The sequence below is a fragment of the Rhodoferax lithotrophicus genome (assembly GCF_019973615.1).
In the GTDB taxonomy this organism is placed as follows: domain Bacteria; phylum Pseudomonadota; class Gammaproteobacteria; order Burkholderiales; family Burkholderiaceae_C; genus Rhodoferax; species Rhodoferax lithotrophicus.
Genome location: NZ_AP024238.1, coordinates 4,769,716 through 4,784,186, shown reverse-complemented (window position 1 = coordinate 4,784,186; position 14,471 = coordinate 4,769,716). Strand labels below are relative to the sequence as shown.

At 59.9% G+C, this 14,471-nt stretch carries 14 protein-coding genes; 9 read left to right on the top strand and 5 right to left on the bottom strand.

The genetic code is table 11. The features are described 5' to 3' along the window. The first annotated feature begins 94 nt into the window (after nucleotides 1–94). Genes pcaF through LDN84_RS22090 form a run of 7 tightly spaced genes read left to right on the top strand, consistent with a single transcriptional unit; the run spans nucleotide 95 to nucleotide 6,329 of the window. Nucleotides 95–1,300 carry a 3-oxoadipyl-CoA thiolase gene (pcaF, locus tag LDN84_RS22120; protein WP_223906041.1) on the top strand — a complete coding sequence of 402 codons (1,206 nt, stop codon included), beginning with the start codon at nucleotides 95–97 and terminating at the stop codon, nucleotides 1,298–1,300. Between the two features lie 27 nt (nucleotides 1,301–1,327). Next, the gene (locus LDN84_RS22115; RefSeq protein ID WP_223906039.1) at nucleotides 1,328–2,473 is read left to right on the top strand and encodes an ABC transporter substrate-binding protein; all 1,146 of its coding nucleotides are present in this window, start codon (nucleotides 1,328–1,330) and stop codon (nucleotides 2,471–2,473) included. 58 nt (nucleotides 2,474–2,531) lie between these two features. Next, entirely contained in the window at nucleotides 2,532–3,545 is a 1,014-nt protein-coding gene (paaA, locus tag LDN84_RS22110) for a 1,2-phenylacetyl-CoA epoxidase subunit PaaA (RefSeq protein WP_223906037.1), read from the top strand. After that, complete coding sequence (gene paaB / locus LDN84_RS22105) at nucleotides 3,542–3,844, top strand: 1,2-phenylacetyl-CoA epoxidase subunit PaaB (RefSeq protein ID WP_223906035.1); 303 nt, start codon at nucleotides 3,542–3,544, stop codon at nucleotides 3,842–3,844. The genes paaA and paaB overlap by 4 nt, the downstream gene beginning before the upstream one ends. Then, complete coding sequence (gene paaC / locus LDN84_RS22100) at nucleotides 3,844–4,632, top strand: 1,2-phenylacetyl-CoA epoxidase subunit PaaC (protein WP_223906033.1); 789 nt, start codon at nucleotides 3,844–3,846, stop codon at nucleotides 4,630–4,632. The genes paaB and paaC overlap by 1 nt, the downstream gene beginning before the upstream one ends. 5 nt (nucleotides 4,633–4,637) lie before the next feature. After that, nucleotides 4,638–5,219 (top strand): 1,2-phenylacetyl-CoA epoxidase subunit PaaD, encoded by a 582-nt coding sequence (gene paaD, locus LDN84_RS22095; RefSeq protein ID WP_223906031.1) that lies wholly within the window; start codon nucleotides 4,638–4,640, stop codon nucleotides 5,217–5,219. A 6-nt stretch (nucleotides 5,220–5,225) separates the two neighbouring features. Next, nucleotides 5,226–6,329, top strand: coding sequence for a 2Fe-2S iron-sulfur cluster-binding protein (locus LDN84_RS22090; RefSeq protein ID WP_223906029.1), 1,104 nt, complete (start codon nucleotides 5,226–5,228; stop codon nucleotides 6,327–6,329). 5 nt (nucleotides 6,330–6,334) lie between these two features. Here LDN84_RS22090 and pta read toward each other — a convergent pair whose 3' ends face one another. Beyond that, on the bottom strand, nucleotides 6,335–8,401 hold the full coding sequence (pta, locus tag LDN84_RS22085; RefSeq protein ID WP_223906027.1) for a phosphate acetyltransferase: 2,067 nt from the start codon (nucleotides 8,399–8,401) through the stop codon (nucleotides 6,335–6,337). A gap of 189 nt (nucleotides 8,402–8,590) precedes the next feature. Between pta and LDN84_RS22080 the strand changes: the two genes are divergently transcribed. Then, nucleotides 8,591–10,165 carry a methyl-accepting chemotaxis protein gene (locus LDN84_RS22080; protein ID WP_223906025.1) on the top strand — a complete coding sequence of 525 codons (1,575 nt, stop codon included), beginning with the start codon at nucleotides 8,591–8,593 and terminating at the stop codon, nucleotides 10,163–10,165. A 353-nt stretch (nucleotides 10,166–10,518) separates the two neighbouring features. Here LDN84_RS22080 and LDN84_RS22075 read toward each other — a convergent pair whose 3' ends face one another. Further along, nucleotides 10,519–10,968, bottom strand: coding sequence for an Lrp/AsnC family transcriptional regulator (locus tag LDN84_RS22075; protein WP_223906023.1), 450 nt, complete (start codon nucleotides 10,966–10,968; stop codon nucleotides 10,519–10,521). A 107-nt stretch (nucleotides 10,969–11,075) separates the two neighbouring features. Here LDN84_RS22075 and LDN84_RS22070 point away from each other — a divergent pair, with 107 nt between their 5' ends. After that, a complete protein-coding gene (locus tag LDN84_RS22070; RefSeq protein WP_223906021.1) occupies nucleotides 11,076–11,705 on the top strand; it encodes a LysE family translocator in 630 nt (209 codons plus the stop codon). A gap of 29 nt (nucleotides 11,706–11,734) precedes the next feature. Here the strand turns inward: LDN84_RS22070 and LDN84_RS22065 are convergent, their stop codons facing one another. From LDN84_RS22065 to LDN84_RS22055, 3 genes are read right to left on the bottom strand one after another with little or no spacing between them, the layout of a single operon-like run. After that, nucleotides 11,735–12,613, bottom strand: coding sequence for a PA4780 family RIO1-like protein kinase (locus LDN84_RS22065; RefSeq protein WP_223906019.1), 879 nt, complete (start codon nucleotides 12,611–12,613; stop codon nucleotides 11,735–11,737). 51 nt (nucleotides 12,614–12,664) lie between these two features. After that, entirely contained in the window at nucleotides 12,665–13,798 is a 1,134-nt protein-coding gene (locus tag LDN84_RS22060) for a methyltransferase (RefSeq protein ID WP_223906017.1), read from the bottom strand. Further along, a complete protein-coding gene (locus LDN84_RS22055; protein WP_223906015.1) occupies nucleotides 13,795–14,448 on the bottom strand; it encodes a TetR/AcrR family transcriptional regulator in 654 nt (217 codons plus the stop codon). The genes LDN84_RS22060 and LDN84_RS22055 overlap by 4 nt, the downstream gene beginning before the upstream one ends. Nucleotides 14,449–14,471 lie beyond the last annotated feature (23 nt).

Genomic DNA, 14,471 nt, shown 5'->3' with positions numbered 1-14,471 from the left:
CAGTTTTATAAGCTTTTTAGGGCTCTAGCGCTTATCAGGTAAGCGTGAGTAGCTCTTTTTTTGATATTACAGGACGTGACTTGTCACGCAACGTATGACTGAAGCCTTTATTTGTGATGCCATCCGAACCCCGATTGGCCGCTACGGTGGGGCCCTGGCAGGTGTGCGCGCCGACGACCTGGCCGCCATCCCGCTCAAAGCCCTGATGGCGCGCAACCCGCAGGTCCATTGGGCCAGTGTGGACGACATCATTTTGGGTTGTGCCAACCAGGCCGGTGAAGACAACCGCAATGTGGCGCGTATGGCGGGTCTGCTGGCGGGCCTGCCGGTAGAAGTGCCGGGCACCACCGTGAACCGCCTGTGCGGCTCGTCGCTGGACTGCGTCGGCATGGCGGCACGTGCCATCAAGTCGGGTGAAACCGAGCTGATGATTGCCGGTGGGGTGGAAAGTATGTCGCGCGCACCCTTTGTCATGGCCAAGGCCGAAAGCGCCTGGTCACGCAGCGCGGCCATCTATGACACCACGATTGGCTGGCGTTTTCCCAACCCGCTGATGAAAGAGCTGTACGACACCCATTCGATGCCAGAAACAGCGGACAACGTGGCGGCTGAATTCAACATTTCACGTGCCGATCAGGATGCCTTTGCACTGCGCTCGCAGCAACGCTGGGCTGCCGCACAGGCCGCCGGGCGTTTTGCCAACGAGCTGATTCCTGTGCGGATTGCGCGTAAAAAAGGCGAGCCGCTGGTGGTGGACACCGACGAGCACCCCCGCCCCGAAACCACGCTGGCCATGCTGGCCAAACTCAAGGGGGTCAACGGCCCCGATCTGAGCGTGACGGCGGGCAATGCCTCGGGGGTCAACGATGGCGCTTGTGCGCTGCTGTTGGCCAGCGAGGCCAGCGCCCGCGCCAACGGGCTGACACCACGTGCCCGCGTGGTGGCCATGGCCAGCGCCGGTGTGGCTCCCCGCATCATGGGGTTTGGTCCGGCCCCGGCCGTGCGCAAAGTGCTGGCCAAGGCCGGGCTGACGCTGGATCAGATGGATGTGATTGAGCTCAACGAGGCCTTTGCAGCGCAGAGTCTGGCGGTGCTGCGTGACCTGGGTCTCAAAGATGACGAGGAAAGGGTCAACCCCAATGGCGGCGCGATTGCGCTGGGGCATCCGCTGGGCATGAGTGGTGCTCGCCTGGTGACCACCGCCATGGTCGAACTGGCACGGCGTGGCGGGCGTTATGCGCTTTGCACGATGTGTATTGGTGTAGGGCAAGGGATTGCCCTGGTGATAGAGCGTGTTTGATTCATTAACCCTGTAGGAGACAACAACATGAAATTCACAATGAAAAAACTGGCGATGGGTACTGCATTGGCCTTTGGCACACTGGCCGCGATGGCGGCTGATACGATCAAGATCGGCTCGGTCTTGTCGGTCACCGGCCCGGCTGCATTTTTGGGTGACCCCGAACTCAAGACCTTGCAGATGTACGTGGAAGACATCAACAAAAAAGGCGGGGTGATCGGTCGCCAGCTGGAACTGGTGCACTATGACGACGGCAGTGATGCGGGCAAGGCCAACGGCTTTGGCAAACGCCTGATTGACGATGACAAGGTTGACATCATCGTGGGCGGCACCACCACCGGCTCCACCATGTCGATGGCCCCCCTGGTAGAAAAAGCCGGTGTGCCCTTCATCTCGCTGGCCGGTGCCGTGGTGATTGTGGAGCCGGTCAAAAAGTGGGTGTTCAAAACCCCGCACACCGACCGCATGGCGGCAGAGAAGGTGTTTGAAGACATGAAACATCGCGGTCTGTCCAAAGTGGCCCTGTTTTCAGAAACCAGCGGTTTTGGTCAATCCGGCAAGAAGGAAACCGAAGGTGTGGCCGCCAAGTACGGCATCACGCTGGTGGCCAATGAAACCTACGGCCCCAAAGACACCGACATGAGCCCGCAGCTCACCAAGATCCGCAACGTGCCCGGCGTGCAGGCGGTGTTCATTTTTGGTCTGGGTCAGGGTCCGGCCATCGCCACCAAAAATTACAAGCAGCTCGGCATGACGCTGCCGCTGTACCACGCGCACGGTGTGGCCTCTGAAGAGTTCATCAAACTCGCAGGCCCCGCTGCCGAAGGTGTGCGCTTGCCTGCTGCGGCCTTGCTGGTGTCAGACAAGCTGGCCGCCAATGACCCGCAAAAACCGGTGGCCGAAGGCTACGCCAAAGCCTTCAACGCCAAGTGGAAAACCGATGTGTCTACCTTTGGTGGCCATGCCTATGACGGTTTGATTCTGGCGGTGGATGCCATCAAACGTGCCGGCGGCACTGACAAGGCCAAGGTGCGTGATGCCATTGAAGCCACCAAAGGTTTTGTGGGCACCGGCGGTTTGGTCAATATGTCGGCCACCGACCACATGGGTCTGGACTTGTCGGCCTTCAAGATGCTGGAGATTAAGGGTGGCGACTGGACGCTGGTGAAATAAAAGGCAGACCATGTTTGAAGGTAAGTTCATTTGATTTTTCAAAACAGGAGTCCAACTCATGTACACCCAATCGTTCAACGTACAGGAGACCCCGGAACAAGCACCGGCACCCAAGACACGGTCTCTGGAAAACCCCGAATTTCAGGCAAGGTTTGATGCCCGGATCGATGCTGACGGCAAGATCGAACCGCAGGACTGGATGCCCGAGGCCTACCGCAAAACCCTGGTGCGCCAGATCAGCCAGCACGCCCACAGCGAAATTGTGGGCATGCTGCCCGAAGGCAACTGGATCAGCCGCGCACCGAGCCTGAAACGCAAGGCGATTCTGATTGCCAAGGTGCAAGACGAAGGGGGCCACGGCCTGTACCTGTACAGCGCCGCCGAGACGCTGGGGGTTGGGCGCGACCAGCTGTTGGCCGACCTGCACAGTGGCAAAGCCAAGTACAGCTCGATCTTTAACTACCCCACGCTCAACTGGGCCGATGTGGGCACGATTGGCTGGTTGGTGGATGGTGCGGCCATCATGAACCAGATTCCGCTGTGCCGTTGCAGTTATGGCCCGTATGCACGCGCCATGATCCGCGTCTGCAAGGAGGAATCCTTCCACCAGCGCCAGGGTTATGAAGCCCTGTTGGTCATGATGCAAGGCACGGCTGAGCAGCGTGCCATGGTGCAGGATTCGGTGAACCGCTTCTGGTGGAAATGCCTGGCCATGTTTGGCCCGCCCGATGCCAACAGCCCCCACAGCGAACAAGCCATGCGCTGGGGTATCAAACGCATCAGCAACGACGATTTGCGCCAGAAGTTCATCGATGCCACCGTGCCACAAGCCAACGTGCTGGGGGTGACCCTGCCCGACCCCAAGCTCAAATGGAACGAAGAGCGCCAGCATTACGACCATGGCGAGATCGACTGGGACGAATTCTGGGCCACGGTGAACGGCAACGGCCCGTGTAACCACGAACGCCTGGCCACCCGTGTCAAAGCCCACAACGATGGCCAGTGGGTGCGTGATGCGGCCCTGGCCCACGCCCAAAAACATCAACCCCAACCCACCAAGGAAGCAGCATGAACACCGCAACGCCCGCACTCAAAGATTGGCCCCTCTGGGAAGTATTTGTCCGCAGCAAACAGGGACTGGAGCACAAGCACTGCGGCAGCCTGCACGCAAGTGATGCCCAGCACGCGCTGCAAATGGCACGTGATGTCTACACCCGCCGGCAGGAGGGTGTGAGCATCTGGGTGGTGCCGTCCAAGAGTATTGCCGCAAGTGCACCGGAAGACAAAGATTCGATGTTTGAGCCAGCCGCAGACAAGATCTACCGCCACCCCACCTTTTATGACATTCCTGAAGAAGTGGGGCACATGTAATGGCCGCCTATTTTCAAGACTACCTGCTGCATCTGGCGGACAACGCCGTCATCCTGGGGCAGCGCAACGCCCAATGGTGTGGTCACGGCCCGGTCATTGAAGAAGACCTGGCGCTGGCCAACAACAGTCTGGATCTGATTGGTCAGGCCCGCCTGCTTTACCAGCATGTGGCCACAGTGCGCAAGGACGGCAAGACCAGCGAAGACTTGCTGGCCTATTTTCGTGATGTGCCGGACTTCAAGAACTACACCCTGCTGGAGCTGCCACACAGCACTGCGCTGACCCCCACCAGCAGTGGTGACCGGGATTACGCGGTGACGATTGGCCGCAATTTTCTCTACAGCGCCTTGATGGTGCTGGTATGGGACGCACTCAAGAGTTCGGCCGATGCACAACTGGCGGCAATTGCCTCCAAGTCGCTCAAGGAAACCCAATACCACTTGCGCCATGCGCGTGACTGGCTGGTGCGCCTGGGGGATGGCACCGACGAATCCCACGCCCGGATGCAAGCCGCCATCAATCATTTGATGCCTTACACCCAGGAGTTCTTCACGCCAAGCGTGATGGAAACCGCGGTGGTCAAGACGGGCATGGGGGTGGATAACCGGACACTTCAGGCGGACTGGAATACCTTGGTTGACGAGGCTCTGGTACAGGCCACCCTCAAGCGCCCGGCCGCAGGCGGGTTTGTCACCACCGGCAAAACCGGCATACATTCCGAGCATCTGGGCTTTGTGCTGGCGGAAATGCAGAGCCTGGCACGCGCCCATCCTGAAGCGGTCTGGTAAACACCATGCAAGTGGATGCCACCCCAAGCCTGCTGCGTCTGCCGGACGGCCCGATTGCCAAGAAGCAGCCCAATGAGCCGTTTTATGCCATCTGGAACTTGCTGGAGTCGGTGGCCGACCCCGAGATTCCGGTGGTGAACCTGCGCGAAATGGGCATCTTGCGTGTCGTGCGCCAGACCGCCACCGGGCTGGAGGTGGTGATCACCCCGACCTACAGCGGCTGCCCGGCCATGAGCCAGATGGAAGATGACGTGGTGAATGCCTTGTCACAGGCAGGTGTGGCGGCCCGGGTGTTGACCCAGATTGCCCCGGCCTGGTCAACCGACTGGATGACGGCAGAGGGGCGTGAGAAATTACGCGCCTATGGCATTGCCCCACCCCACCCCAGTGGCTGTGGCACAGCGGCGGCCAACGTGATCCAGTTTGCTTCCAAAAAAGTAGCTGCTGACGCAACCATGACGGTGCTTTGTCCCCAGTGTGGCTCAGAAAATACGACCGAAACTTCGCACTTTGGCTCGACCGCCTGCAAGGCGCTGTACCGTTGCCTGAGTTGCCTGGAACCTTTTGATTACTTCAAACCTTATTAAGCCATCATGTCTACATCCCCCCGTTTTCACGATTTGCGCGTGGCCCGCATCAGCCCGGAGGCGGCTGGCTCGGTGGCCGTTGCCCTGAGCGTGCCCGATGACCTGCTGGAGAGTTTTGACTTCCAGCCCGGTCAGTACCTGACCCTGCGCAGCAAGATCGATGGCGCTGACGTGCGCCGCAGTTATTCGATCTGCTGCACCCACAGCCACCTGAAAAAGCACCGTGAACTGGTGGTGGGCATCCGCCCGATGGAAGGTGGGGTGTTCTCCAACTGGGCTGCCACTCAGCTCAAGGCCGGGGACCTGCTGGCGGTGCTGCCGCCCGATGGTCGGTTTGTCTCCAAACGTCCGCGTGCGCTGCACCGGGTGGGTTTTGCGGCGGGCTCAGGCATCACACCGATTCTGTCGATCATGGCCAGCACGCTGGAAGACCAGCCCGACTCCAAATTCACACTGGTTTATGGCAACCGGAGTATGGCCAGTGTGATGTTCAACGAAGCCCTGCAAGACCTGAAAGACCGTTTTGCCGGTCGCCTGACGCTGATCCACATCCTGTCGCGCCAGGCCCAGGAAGCTGACCTGATGCAGGGGCGCATCGACGGCGACAAGGTGCGTGCCATCATCAACGCACTGCTCCCCGTGGGCAGTATGGACGAGGTGTTCATCTGCGGCCCCGAGGCCATGATCGAGGTCACTGAAAAGGCCTTGCTGGAGGCGGGTGTACCCGCCAAACAGGTGCATACCGAACGATTTACCTCACCCACACTGGAGGCGCTGACTCCCGAAGCCCGCCAGGCAGCGGTGACGCATTTGAAGCTGCCCGCTGGAGGCCAGGTGGCGTTGACCGTGGTGCTGGATGGCAAATCACACGCGCTGCACATGGCCCCGGATGAACATGTGCTGGACGTGGCGATGGCCGCCGGCTTGGATTTGCCGTTTTCCTGCAAAGGCGGGGTGTGTGCCACCTGCCGCTGCAAGGTCATGGCAGGCAGCGTGGTGATGGACAAAAATTTTGGCCTGGAAGCCTGGGAGACCGACAAGGGTTTTGTATTGAGTTGCCAGTCGCGCCCCACCAGTGAAGTGGTCAGCGTGAGTTTTGACGAACGTTGACCTGGTTACGGATTGGCGGCAGAAGCTTGTGCCATCGCCTCCGCTTGGATGGCGGTCAAAGCGATGGTAAACACAATATCGTCCACCAAGGCACCGCGCGACAGATCATTCACAGGCTTGCGCAAGCCTTGCAGCATGGGCCCCACCGACACCACATTGGCCGAACGCTGGACGGCCTTGTAGGTGGTATTGCCCGTATTGAGATCCGGGAACACAAAGACGGTGGCCTGGCCCGCCACGGCACTGCCTGGGGCCTTTTGTGCAGCAACCTCACGCACGGTTGCTGCGTCATACTGCATGGGGCCGTCAATCACCAGCTCGGGCCATTGGTCGCGGGCCAGTTTGGTGGCGGCGCGTACTTTTTCAACATCGTCACCCGAACCAGAGACACCCGTGCTGTAGCTGATCATCGCCACTTTGGGGTCGATGCCGAAGGACAGTGCACTGTCTGCGCTCTGCTTGGCGATCTCGGCCAACTCTTTGGCCGTTGGGTCAGGGTTGACCGCGCAATCGGCGTAGACCAGTACTTGCTCAGGCATGAGCATGAAGAAACAGGACGAAACAATCGTTGAACCCGGTGCGGTCTTGATCAATTGCAGTGCCGGGCGCACGGTGCTGGCCGTGGTGTGCACCGCGCCGCTGACCAGCCCATCAACCTCGTCAACCGCCAGCATCATGGTGCCCAGTACCACGGTGTCTTCCAGGGCGTTCAGGGCTTGTCCTGAGGTCATGCCTTTGCTTTTGCGCAGTTCCACCATCGGTGCGACATAGCGTTCGGCAATCTGATTGGGTTCAAGAATTTCAAGCCCCGGCGGTAATTCGATCCCCAGTGATTCAGCCACCGACAGGATCACCTTTCGGTTACCTAGCAGCACACAACGGGCAATACCCTTTTGGGTGCAGATCACTGCCGCACGCATGGTGCGTGGTTCATCGCCTTCTGGCAACACGATGCGCTTGTTGGCCGCCCGAGCTTTCTGGATCAACTGGTAACGGAAGGCTGGAGGCGACATGTGGGTGGATGCAGCATGTTCCAGACCTGCGCAGATCGCGTCCCCATCAATTTGCTCGGCCATGTTGTCGATCACGGTATCCATCCGGCTCAAATCGTCATGCGGCACAGCGAGTGGCAAGCGGCTGATGCGCGAGGCGGTTTCATAACTGTCACCATCGGTGCGCAACACGGGCAAACCACCATGGAAGGCGCGTGAACCAAAACGCTCGATCCGTGGACTGATGAAGCTGTGATGGGTCAGCACCAGACCCGCCAGCTCGATGCCGTTGCTTTCCGCCAGTGCGGTGGCCAGAATGATGTCGTCGCGGTCACCCGCACTGATTACCAGCGCACCTGGTTTGAGACGTGCAATCACTTCAGTGACCGAGCGGGCCGCCAGCACCGTATCCCGCACGCGGCGGGTTGTAATCTGGCCTTCAATCATCACCTCGGCACCCATATGGCGGGCAATGTCGATGGTGCGTGGTGCGGACAGCTCCGGATTGTTTTCGATGACACCCCAGATCGGAACACCTTCAAGTTGCTCGGTCACCGCTGCCTTGTCGAAGTCGGCGGCCGCCCGATTAAAGATGACCCCCACCACGTTGCGCCCGGCTTGTCGAACCTGGGCAATCAGGTAATTGGTCTGGGCGATACCCTCCGCATCTGCCCCGCTGGCCACCAACACCACGTCTGCCTGCAAACTTCTGGCGATATCACCTGACAAGCGCGGAATGAACGCTCTGCTGGGGTCGGCCTGCATACCTTCAATCACCAGTACATCGGCACCTTCAGTGGCGGACATGGCCAGGCTGACAATATCTTCGAGCAATTCATCGGTTCTGCCACTGGTGACGTACTGTGTCACCAAACTTATGGGTAATGGGTCGGGGGTGTTGGTGACCTTGCAGATGTTGCGTGCAAACAGAACAGACGGTTCGGTGTCTGGTGTGCGCTTGGTCACTGGTTTGACAAATCCGACCTTCAGCCCGCGCCTTTGAAGTGCCCGCAACAGGCCGAGTGACACCGAAGTGAGGCCGACATTGGGTTGTGTCGCCGCAACGAAATACGAACGCATGAAAAACTCCGCTGGTTATTGCCAACCCTCCAGTTCACTGGAGTAAAAATTGTGCAGTGCATCATAACGTGACCAAGGGTTAACCCTGTAAATGACCCAGGCGTTTGTTGACTTTCCCGGCATCGACATATAGTCAAGCGTTGAGCCGTCACATGCCGTGGCCGGCTGTGTATCTAACAAGGCAGACGCATGCGTAATATTCAAAATGGGTGGCGTGAGTTGGGGTTGCAGTTCAAGCTGCGAATTCTCATTCAAGGATTTCTGCTGGTGATTTTGCTTATTGCGCAGCTATGGTTGAGTGACAAACTGGAGCGTATGGAGTTGGATGCCGCGCACGAGCGTGCCATTGCTGTCGCAGACGGTGTCATCAACGGTTTAAACACCTTGATGGATGTGAATGTGGCGGGCAAGGATGTCATCAGCGACAAGCAGGCACGGGCGCTGTTTATCAGCCGGTTGGGTGTGTCGGACAATCTCAAGGATGTGCGGGTCATCCGGGGCAAAGGTGTCAATGACGAATATGGCAACGGCCTCCCTTCGGAACAAGCCACAGACGATCTGGACCGTAGAGTCCTGACCAGTGGAAAAACCGAATTCAGGTTTACCCATGAGCCCGATGGTGCAGTTTCACTGAGAGCCGTGATTCCCTCTGTGGCCCACAAGGAGTACCGTGCCTCCAAATGCCTTGAATGCCATGCGGTCAATGAAGGTGACGTGCTGGGGGCGATCAGCATTAAGTTGGATGTCACCCAGCACTTCTCTGATGTCAAGAAGGTTCAGGCCATGATGTGGGTGGCGATGGGTGTTTTGCAAATACTTCTTTATTTCGTCATTGGTACCATCGTGCGTCGATCCTTGCGCCAACTGGGGGGTGAACCCACGGATGTGACACGTTTGGCCCAGGACGTTGCCAAAGGTGATTTAAGCAAGACCATTCCCATCCAGCCCGGCGACGGTCAAAGCATGATGGTTCAGCTCAAACTGATGCAGGAAAGCCTGGTCAGCGTGGTTGAAAAAGTGCGTCGGGGCTCGGAGGGCGTTGCCACAGCCAGCGTTGACATTGCACACGGCAACAGTGATTTATCGGCCCGCACCGAACATCAGGCCAGCGCACTTGAGCAGACGGCCTCGTCCATGGAAGAGCTGGACGCAACGGTCAAGCAAAACGCGGCCAGCGCACGTCAGGCCAATCAGCTGGCGCACAGTGCATCACTCATTGCCACGCAGGGGGGTGATGTGGTGTCGCAGGTTGTACAGACCATGAAAGGAATCAACGAGTCTTCTCACCGCATCTCGGAGATCATCAGCGTTATTGATGGAATTGCCTTTCAGACGAATATTCTGGCACTCAACGCAGCCGTAGAAGCGGCACGCGCCGGAGAACAGGGGCGGGGTTTTGCCGTGGTGGCTACCGAGGTGAGATCACTGGCAGGGCGCTCGGCCCAAGCGGCCAAGGAAATCAAGACTTTGATCGGTACCAGCGTGGATCGGGTGGCACAAGGCACCCTGCTCGTGGACAAGGCCGGGGCGACCATGAAGGACGTTGTCAACAGCATTCAGCGTGTGACCAACATCATGGACGAGATCAGCAGCGCCAGCGACCAGCAAAGTAATGGTGTCGCACAAGTGGTCGAAGCCATCAAACAGATGGATCAGGTGACCCAGCAAAATGCGGCACTGGTGCAAGAAATGTCGGCGGCGGCAGACAGTCTGAGCTCGCAGGCACAAGAACTGGTCCACACGGTCTCGGTATTCAAACTGTGAGCCATCTCAGGCGAATGAAGTTGATGTTGATTGAACAACACCATAGGGAGTTCAAAAAGAGTTGCTACAACGCAAAGTAGCAAGCCGCTCCGAATGCCGTGTGAACACGGCGGACTGCGATGGACGTACACCCCGATACAGGGAAGGCATGCATGCAATCAATTTCAAAGAGGACTTGCTACGACTTCATTAAGCGCCTGTCGCCGAGCCATGTCAATATCCATCTCGGCTGTAATTGCACAAAGTTTGATCTTGAACAAATGAATCGGGTGTTGCGCTTAGCCTCGTTATTTTGTGTTTGAGCATCAAATAACTGCTTGAGCCCCTTTGAAATAAGCGTTAAAAGCTACAAATTAAGGAGCAATTTGAGACACCCCACGGCGCGGCAGCGGGGTGGAGAACACGATGGAGGTACGGGTTTCGCCATAGACGTTGATGCTGGCAATCAAGGCCTCCAGATGCTGCAGATCCGTGGCCACCACGGTCATCAGGTAGGAGTCGGCACCACTCACGTGATGGCACTCCAGCACCTCGGGCATCTGTATGAGTTTGTCGATCAGCTGGCGTTTGCCGGGCTGCGGCACGTTGATGCCAATGATGGCCCGCACGCCGTAGCCCACCGCCGCCGCAGACACTTCGGCATGTACGCCGCTGATCACGCCAGCCTCTTCCAGCCGTTTGAGCCGCTCAGCGGTGGCCGGCAGCGACAGATTGGCGGCTTGCGCCAGAGCTTTCAGGGGTTGGCGGCCATCGGTTTGCAGGGCTTTGATCAGGCTCCAGGCCTTGTCATCGAGTTGAATCATGGGGATTTCTGTGAAATGCTTGTTTGACCTGAATGATTCTTGCCATTTTGCCCATCTGCCTGAATTTTGCCATTCGTTTTTTGCGCCAGCCTCTTTAACATTCTGGCATGACCCACCCAACACTTTCGCTTTTCTTCCAGGCGCTGCTGATCGGGCTGCTGATCGCCGCACCGGTCGGCCCGATTGGCCTGCTCACCATCCAGCGCACCCTGGATCAGGGCCGTAGCGCCGGGCTGGCCACCGGACTGGGGGCCGCGTGCGCCGATGCGGTGTACGGGGCCATCGGGGCTTTTGGCGTGACGCAGGTGATCAACTGGCTGGTGGCGGCCCGCACCGGTTTTGCGCTCGGTGGCGGTGCCATGTTGTTGTGGATGGCGTGGCGTACTTTTTCCCAGCCTTTGGCAGAACAGGCTGCACCACTGCCCAGCCGTGCCGATTTGCTGCGCTGCTTTGCCGGCACCTTTGCCCTGACCTTGTCCAACCCGGCCACCATTTTGTCGTTCGTGGCGGTGTTTGCTGCCATGGCCGGGGGTGGGATTCAGAGTGTTTCACCGCTTCCCATGATCGCCGGGGTGCTGGTGGGCTCGGCCTTGTGGTGGTTGATCTTGTCCACGGTGGTAGCTTATGGGCGCAAGCGCTTCACCGCGGTGTGGCGCAGGCGGATCAATCATGTGTCGGGTGCGCTGCTGGCAGGGTTTGCCCTGTGGCAATGGGTGGGGGTGTTGCGCGGCCTGTAGCCTGATAGGGCGATTGGCAGGAAAACCGCTCACCCACCCATTTGCATACGCAAACGCCGCGCTGCGTCTTCGGCCCGGGCATCGTCAATCTCGCGCAACACCGCCTGCATGTCCACGCTGGCCTGGGCGCGTTCAAAGTGGCCGGTCAACACGCTGTCGTTGCTCAGCAGGCCGCTGTGGTACAGGCTCCAGATTTCGGGGCCGTAGTCGGTGCGCAGCAGGGCGGGCGCAAACTGGCCAAAGAAGTCGCGCAGGTTGGCTACGTCGCGCAGCAGCATGCGCTGGGCGTGGTTGTTGCCCGCCGCATCCACCGCCTGGGGCAGGTCGATGATGACCGGCTCATCCACGCCCTCGGCCCCGTCCGCGCCTGGGGTGTGGGCCAGCAGGATGTTGAACTCTGACAAATCCCCGTGCACCACGCCCGCACACAGCATACGCACCACCTCGGCGATCAGGGTGGCGTGGTGGGCCAGCGCCTGCGCGGGGGTGAAGGCGACATCGTTCAAGCGCGGGGCGGCATCGCCGTGGGCATCGGTCACCAGCTCCATCAGCAGCACACCGTCGTGAAAGTTGTAGGGCTGCGGCACGCGCACACCGGCAGCGGCCAGGCGGTAGAGCGCATCGACCTCGGCGCTTTGCCACGCGGCTTCTTGTTCCTGGCGGCCAAATTTGCTGCCTTTGGCCATGGCACGGGCCGAGCGCGAGTTTTTGACCTTGCGGTTTTCGGTGTAGTCCACCGCCTGGCGAAAACTGCGGTTGTTGGCTTCTTTGTAAATCTTGGCGCAGCGCGTGTCATCGCCGCAGCGCACCACAAACACCATGGCTTCCTTGCCGCTCATCAGCTGGCGCACCACGCTGTCGATCAGCCCTTCTTCGATCAGGGATTGCAGTCTTGGAGGTGGTTTCATGCGAAGGGGCAGGTTGAGGGATGGGGCTGGATTGTCGCCCCCCGGCGCTTGTCAGCCAGTCTGAGTTGCCCGCAATACCAACAACTTGCCAAACGAAGCCAGGTGCACCACCTCTTCAAGCCGCACACCGGCCCGTGCAAACACCGCCTCCCACTCGCTGCCGGTGCGTTCGCGGCCGCGCGTACCCATCAGCATCTGCATGTCAAACGAGGCGCTGGCCAGATCGGCGTGGTGATCCGGCATGACCAGCTCCAGCAGCACGATGCGGGCGTTCTGGGCCGCCGCCGCGCGGGCCACGGTGCGCAGGGCTTGCACGCTGGTGTCGTCGTCAAAGCCGTGCAACACCGCGCTGAGCAGGTAGGCATCCTTGGGGCTGGCGGCGGCGGGCACGTCAGCCAGCACGTCACCCACCTCAAAACGCATGCGCGCCAGGGCATGGGCGGTGTCGGCACCGGGCTGGGTGCGCCAGAACTCGGCGGCATGCCCAACGGTTTGCGCCCGGTCCACCACCACAGCGTGCAGGTGTGGGTGGCGCTTCAGAATCGCCATCGACTTGGCTCCCTTGGAGCCTCCCACGTCGATGATGCGCTCGAACGCCCGCCAGTCAAACTCGGTGGCAAAGCTGTCACCGGTGAGCGCCTCGACCTGGTCCATGGCCTGAGCGAACAGGGCATCGAATTCGGCATGGCTGTCCATGTAGTCAAACAGCTCCTGCCCGTGCTGCAGCCGAAACGGTACGTCGCCGCTGCGAATGCCTTGCTCCAACTGCTCAAACCAGGGGCGGCTCATCTCGGGGGAGTTGTGCATCAACACCATGGCCCGCACGCTGCCGGGTTTGTCGGTGCGCAAGGCGTTGGACAGTGCGTTGTTGCGATAGCAGCCGGGGGTCACTTCGTCAAATACCCCCATGGCCGCCAGCATGCGCAGCAAGCGGCGCAGGGCGTGCGGGTCAGCCCCCACCTGGGCGGCCAGATCGGTGGCGGGCAAGGTGGCATCACCCAACACCGTGGCCAGGTCCAGCCGGGCTGCCACCGCCAACACGCGCGACTGCCAGAAGGCCGAACCGATTTGCAGCAGGCGAAAGGCCGGTGGGGTCATGCGGTTGGGCCAAGCCTGCATGGCGTTGGAGAACTTCGCCAGCAGCGCAAAGGCGCGGGCGACCAGGGGGCGGCGTTGCAGGCTCATAAGGTGTCCTTGGCGTGGGTTGGAGGGTGGGCCAGTGCCGCCAGTCCGGCGGCCATCATCTGGCCGTTGAAGCTGGCCAGGCGGTTCAGAAAGTCGGCATCCATCGGGCGCTCCATCTGCTCCTCAAACACGTTTTTTAGCAGCATGGGGGTCATGGCCAGGCTGACGAAGGCCATGCGCAGCACGTCGGGGTCAAGCTCTGGCCCGGCCAGCCCGCGCTGCTTCAGCTCATCAACCCGCTGGGTGCCACGGGTGCGGCCTCGCTCCAGCAGTTGCTGCACAAAACGCCGACCCGGGCCGTGTTTCAAGGCCAGCACCCGCACGATCAGCACCGGAAACTCGGGCGCGGCCAGCATGGTCTGGTAGTACAGGCGCAGGTAGTCGGTCAAGCCCTCAGGTGTGGCCAGCATCTCGCCGTCCAGCACCTCCAGCAGAGGGTTGAGCGTGGCACGGATCATCTCTTCGTACAGCCCCTCTTTGCTGCCGAAGTAGTAGCGGATCATTGAGACGTTGACCTGCGCCAGCTCGGCAATGCGCCGAGTGCTGACCTGGTGGTAGTCGTCGGCCAGGAAACAGCGTTTGGCCGCATCCAGCAGCCGCTGGTGTCCCGAACTGGTCTGGCTGGGAGGTGTTTGGGGTGGTGAAGTCATGCCCGCAGGTTAGCAGCGGGTGG

Bases quoted from the DNA above. Each gene is read 5' to 3' on its own strand.
- pcaF (WP_223906041.1), top strand. From the start codon at position 95: ATGACTGAAGCCTTTATTTGTGATGCCATCCGAACCCCGATTGGCCGC.
- LDN84_RS22115 (WP_223906039.1), top strand. From the start codon at position 1,328: ATGAAATTCACAATGAAAAAACTGGCGATGGGTACTGCATTGGCCTTT.
- paaA (WP_223906037.1), top strand. From the start codon at position 2,532: ATGTACACCCAATCGTTCAACGTACAGGAGACCCCGGAACAAGCACCG.
- paaB (WP_223906035.1), top strand. From the start codon at position 3,542: ATGAACACCGCAACGCCCGCACTCAAAGATTGGCCCCTCTGGGAAGTA.
- paaC (WP_223906033.1), top strand. From the start codon at position 3,844: ATGGCCGCCTATTTTCAAGACTACCTGCTGCATCTGGCGGACAACGCC.
- paaD (WP_223906031.1), top strand. From the start codon at position 4,638: ATGCAAGTGGATGCCACCCCAAGCCTGCTGCGTCTGCCGGACGGCCCG.
- LDN84_RS22090 (WP_223906029.1), top strand. From the start codon at position 5,226: ATGTCTACATCCCCCCGTTTTCACGATTTGCGCGTGGCCCGCATCAGC.
- pta (WP_223906027.1), bottom strand. From the start codon at position 8,401: ATGCGTTCGTATTTCGTTGCGGCGACACAACCCAATGTCGGCCTCACT.
- LDN84_RS22080 (WP_223906025.1), top strand. From the start codon at position 8,591: ATGCGTAATATTCAAAATGGGTGGCGTGAGTTGGGGTTGCAGTTCAAG.
- LDN84_RS22075 (WP_223906023.1), bottom strand. From the start codon at position 10,968: ATGATTCAACTCGATGACAAGGCCTGGAGCCTGATCAAAGCCCTGCAA.
- LDN84_RS22070 (WP_223906021.1), top strand. From the start codon at position 11,076: ATGACCCACCCAACACTTTCGCTTTTCTTCCAGGCGCTGCTGATCGGG.
- LDN84_RS22065 (WP_223906019.1), bottom strand. From the start codon at position 12,613: ATGAAACCACCTCCAAGACTGCAATCCCTGATCGAAGAAGGGCTGATC.
- LDN84_RS22060 (WP_223906017.1), bottom strand. From the start codon at position 13,798: ATGAGCCTGCAACGCCGCCCCCTGGTCGCCCGCGCCTTTGCGCTGCTG.
- LDN84_RS22055 (WP_223906015.1), bottom strand. From the start codon at position 14,448: ATGACTTCACCACCCCAAACACCTCCCAGCCAGACCAGTTCGGGACAC.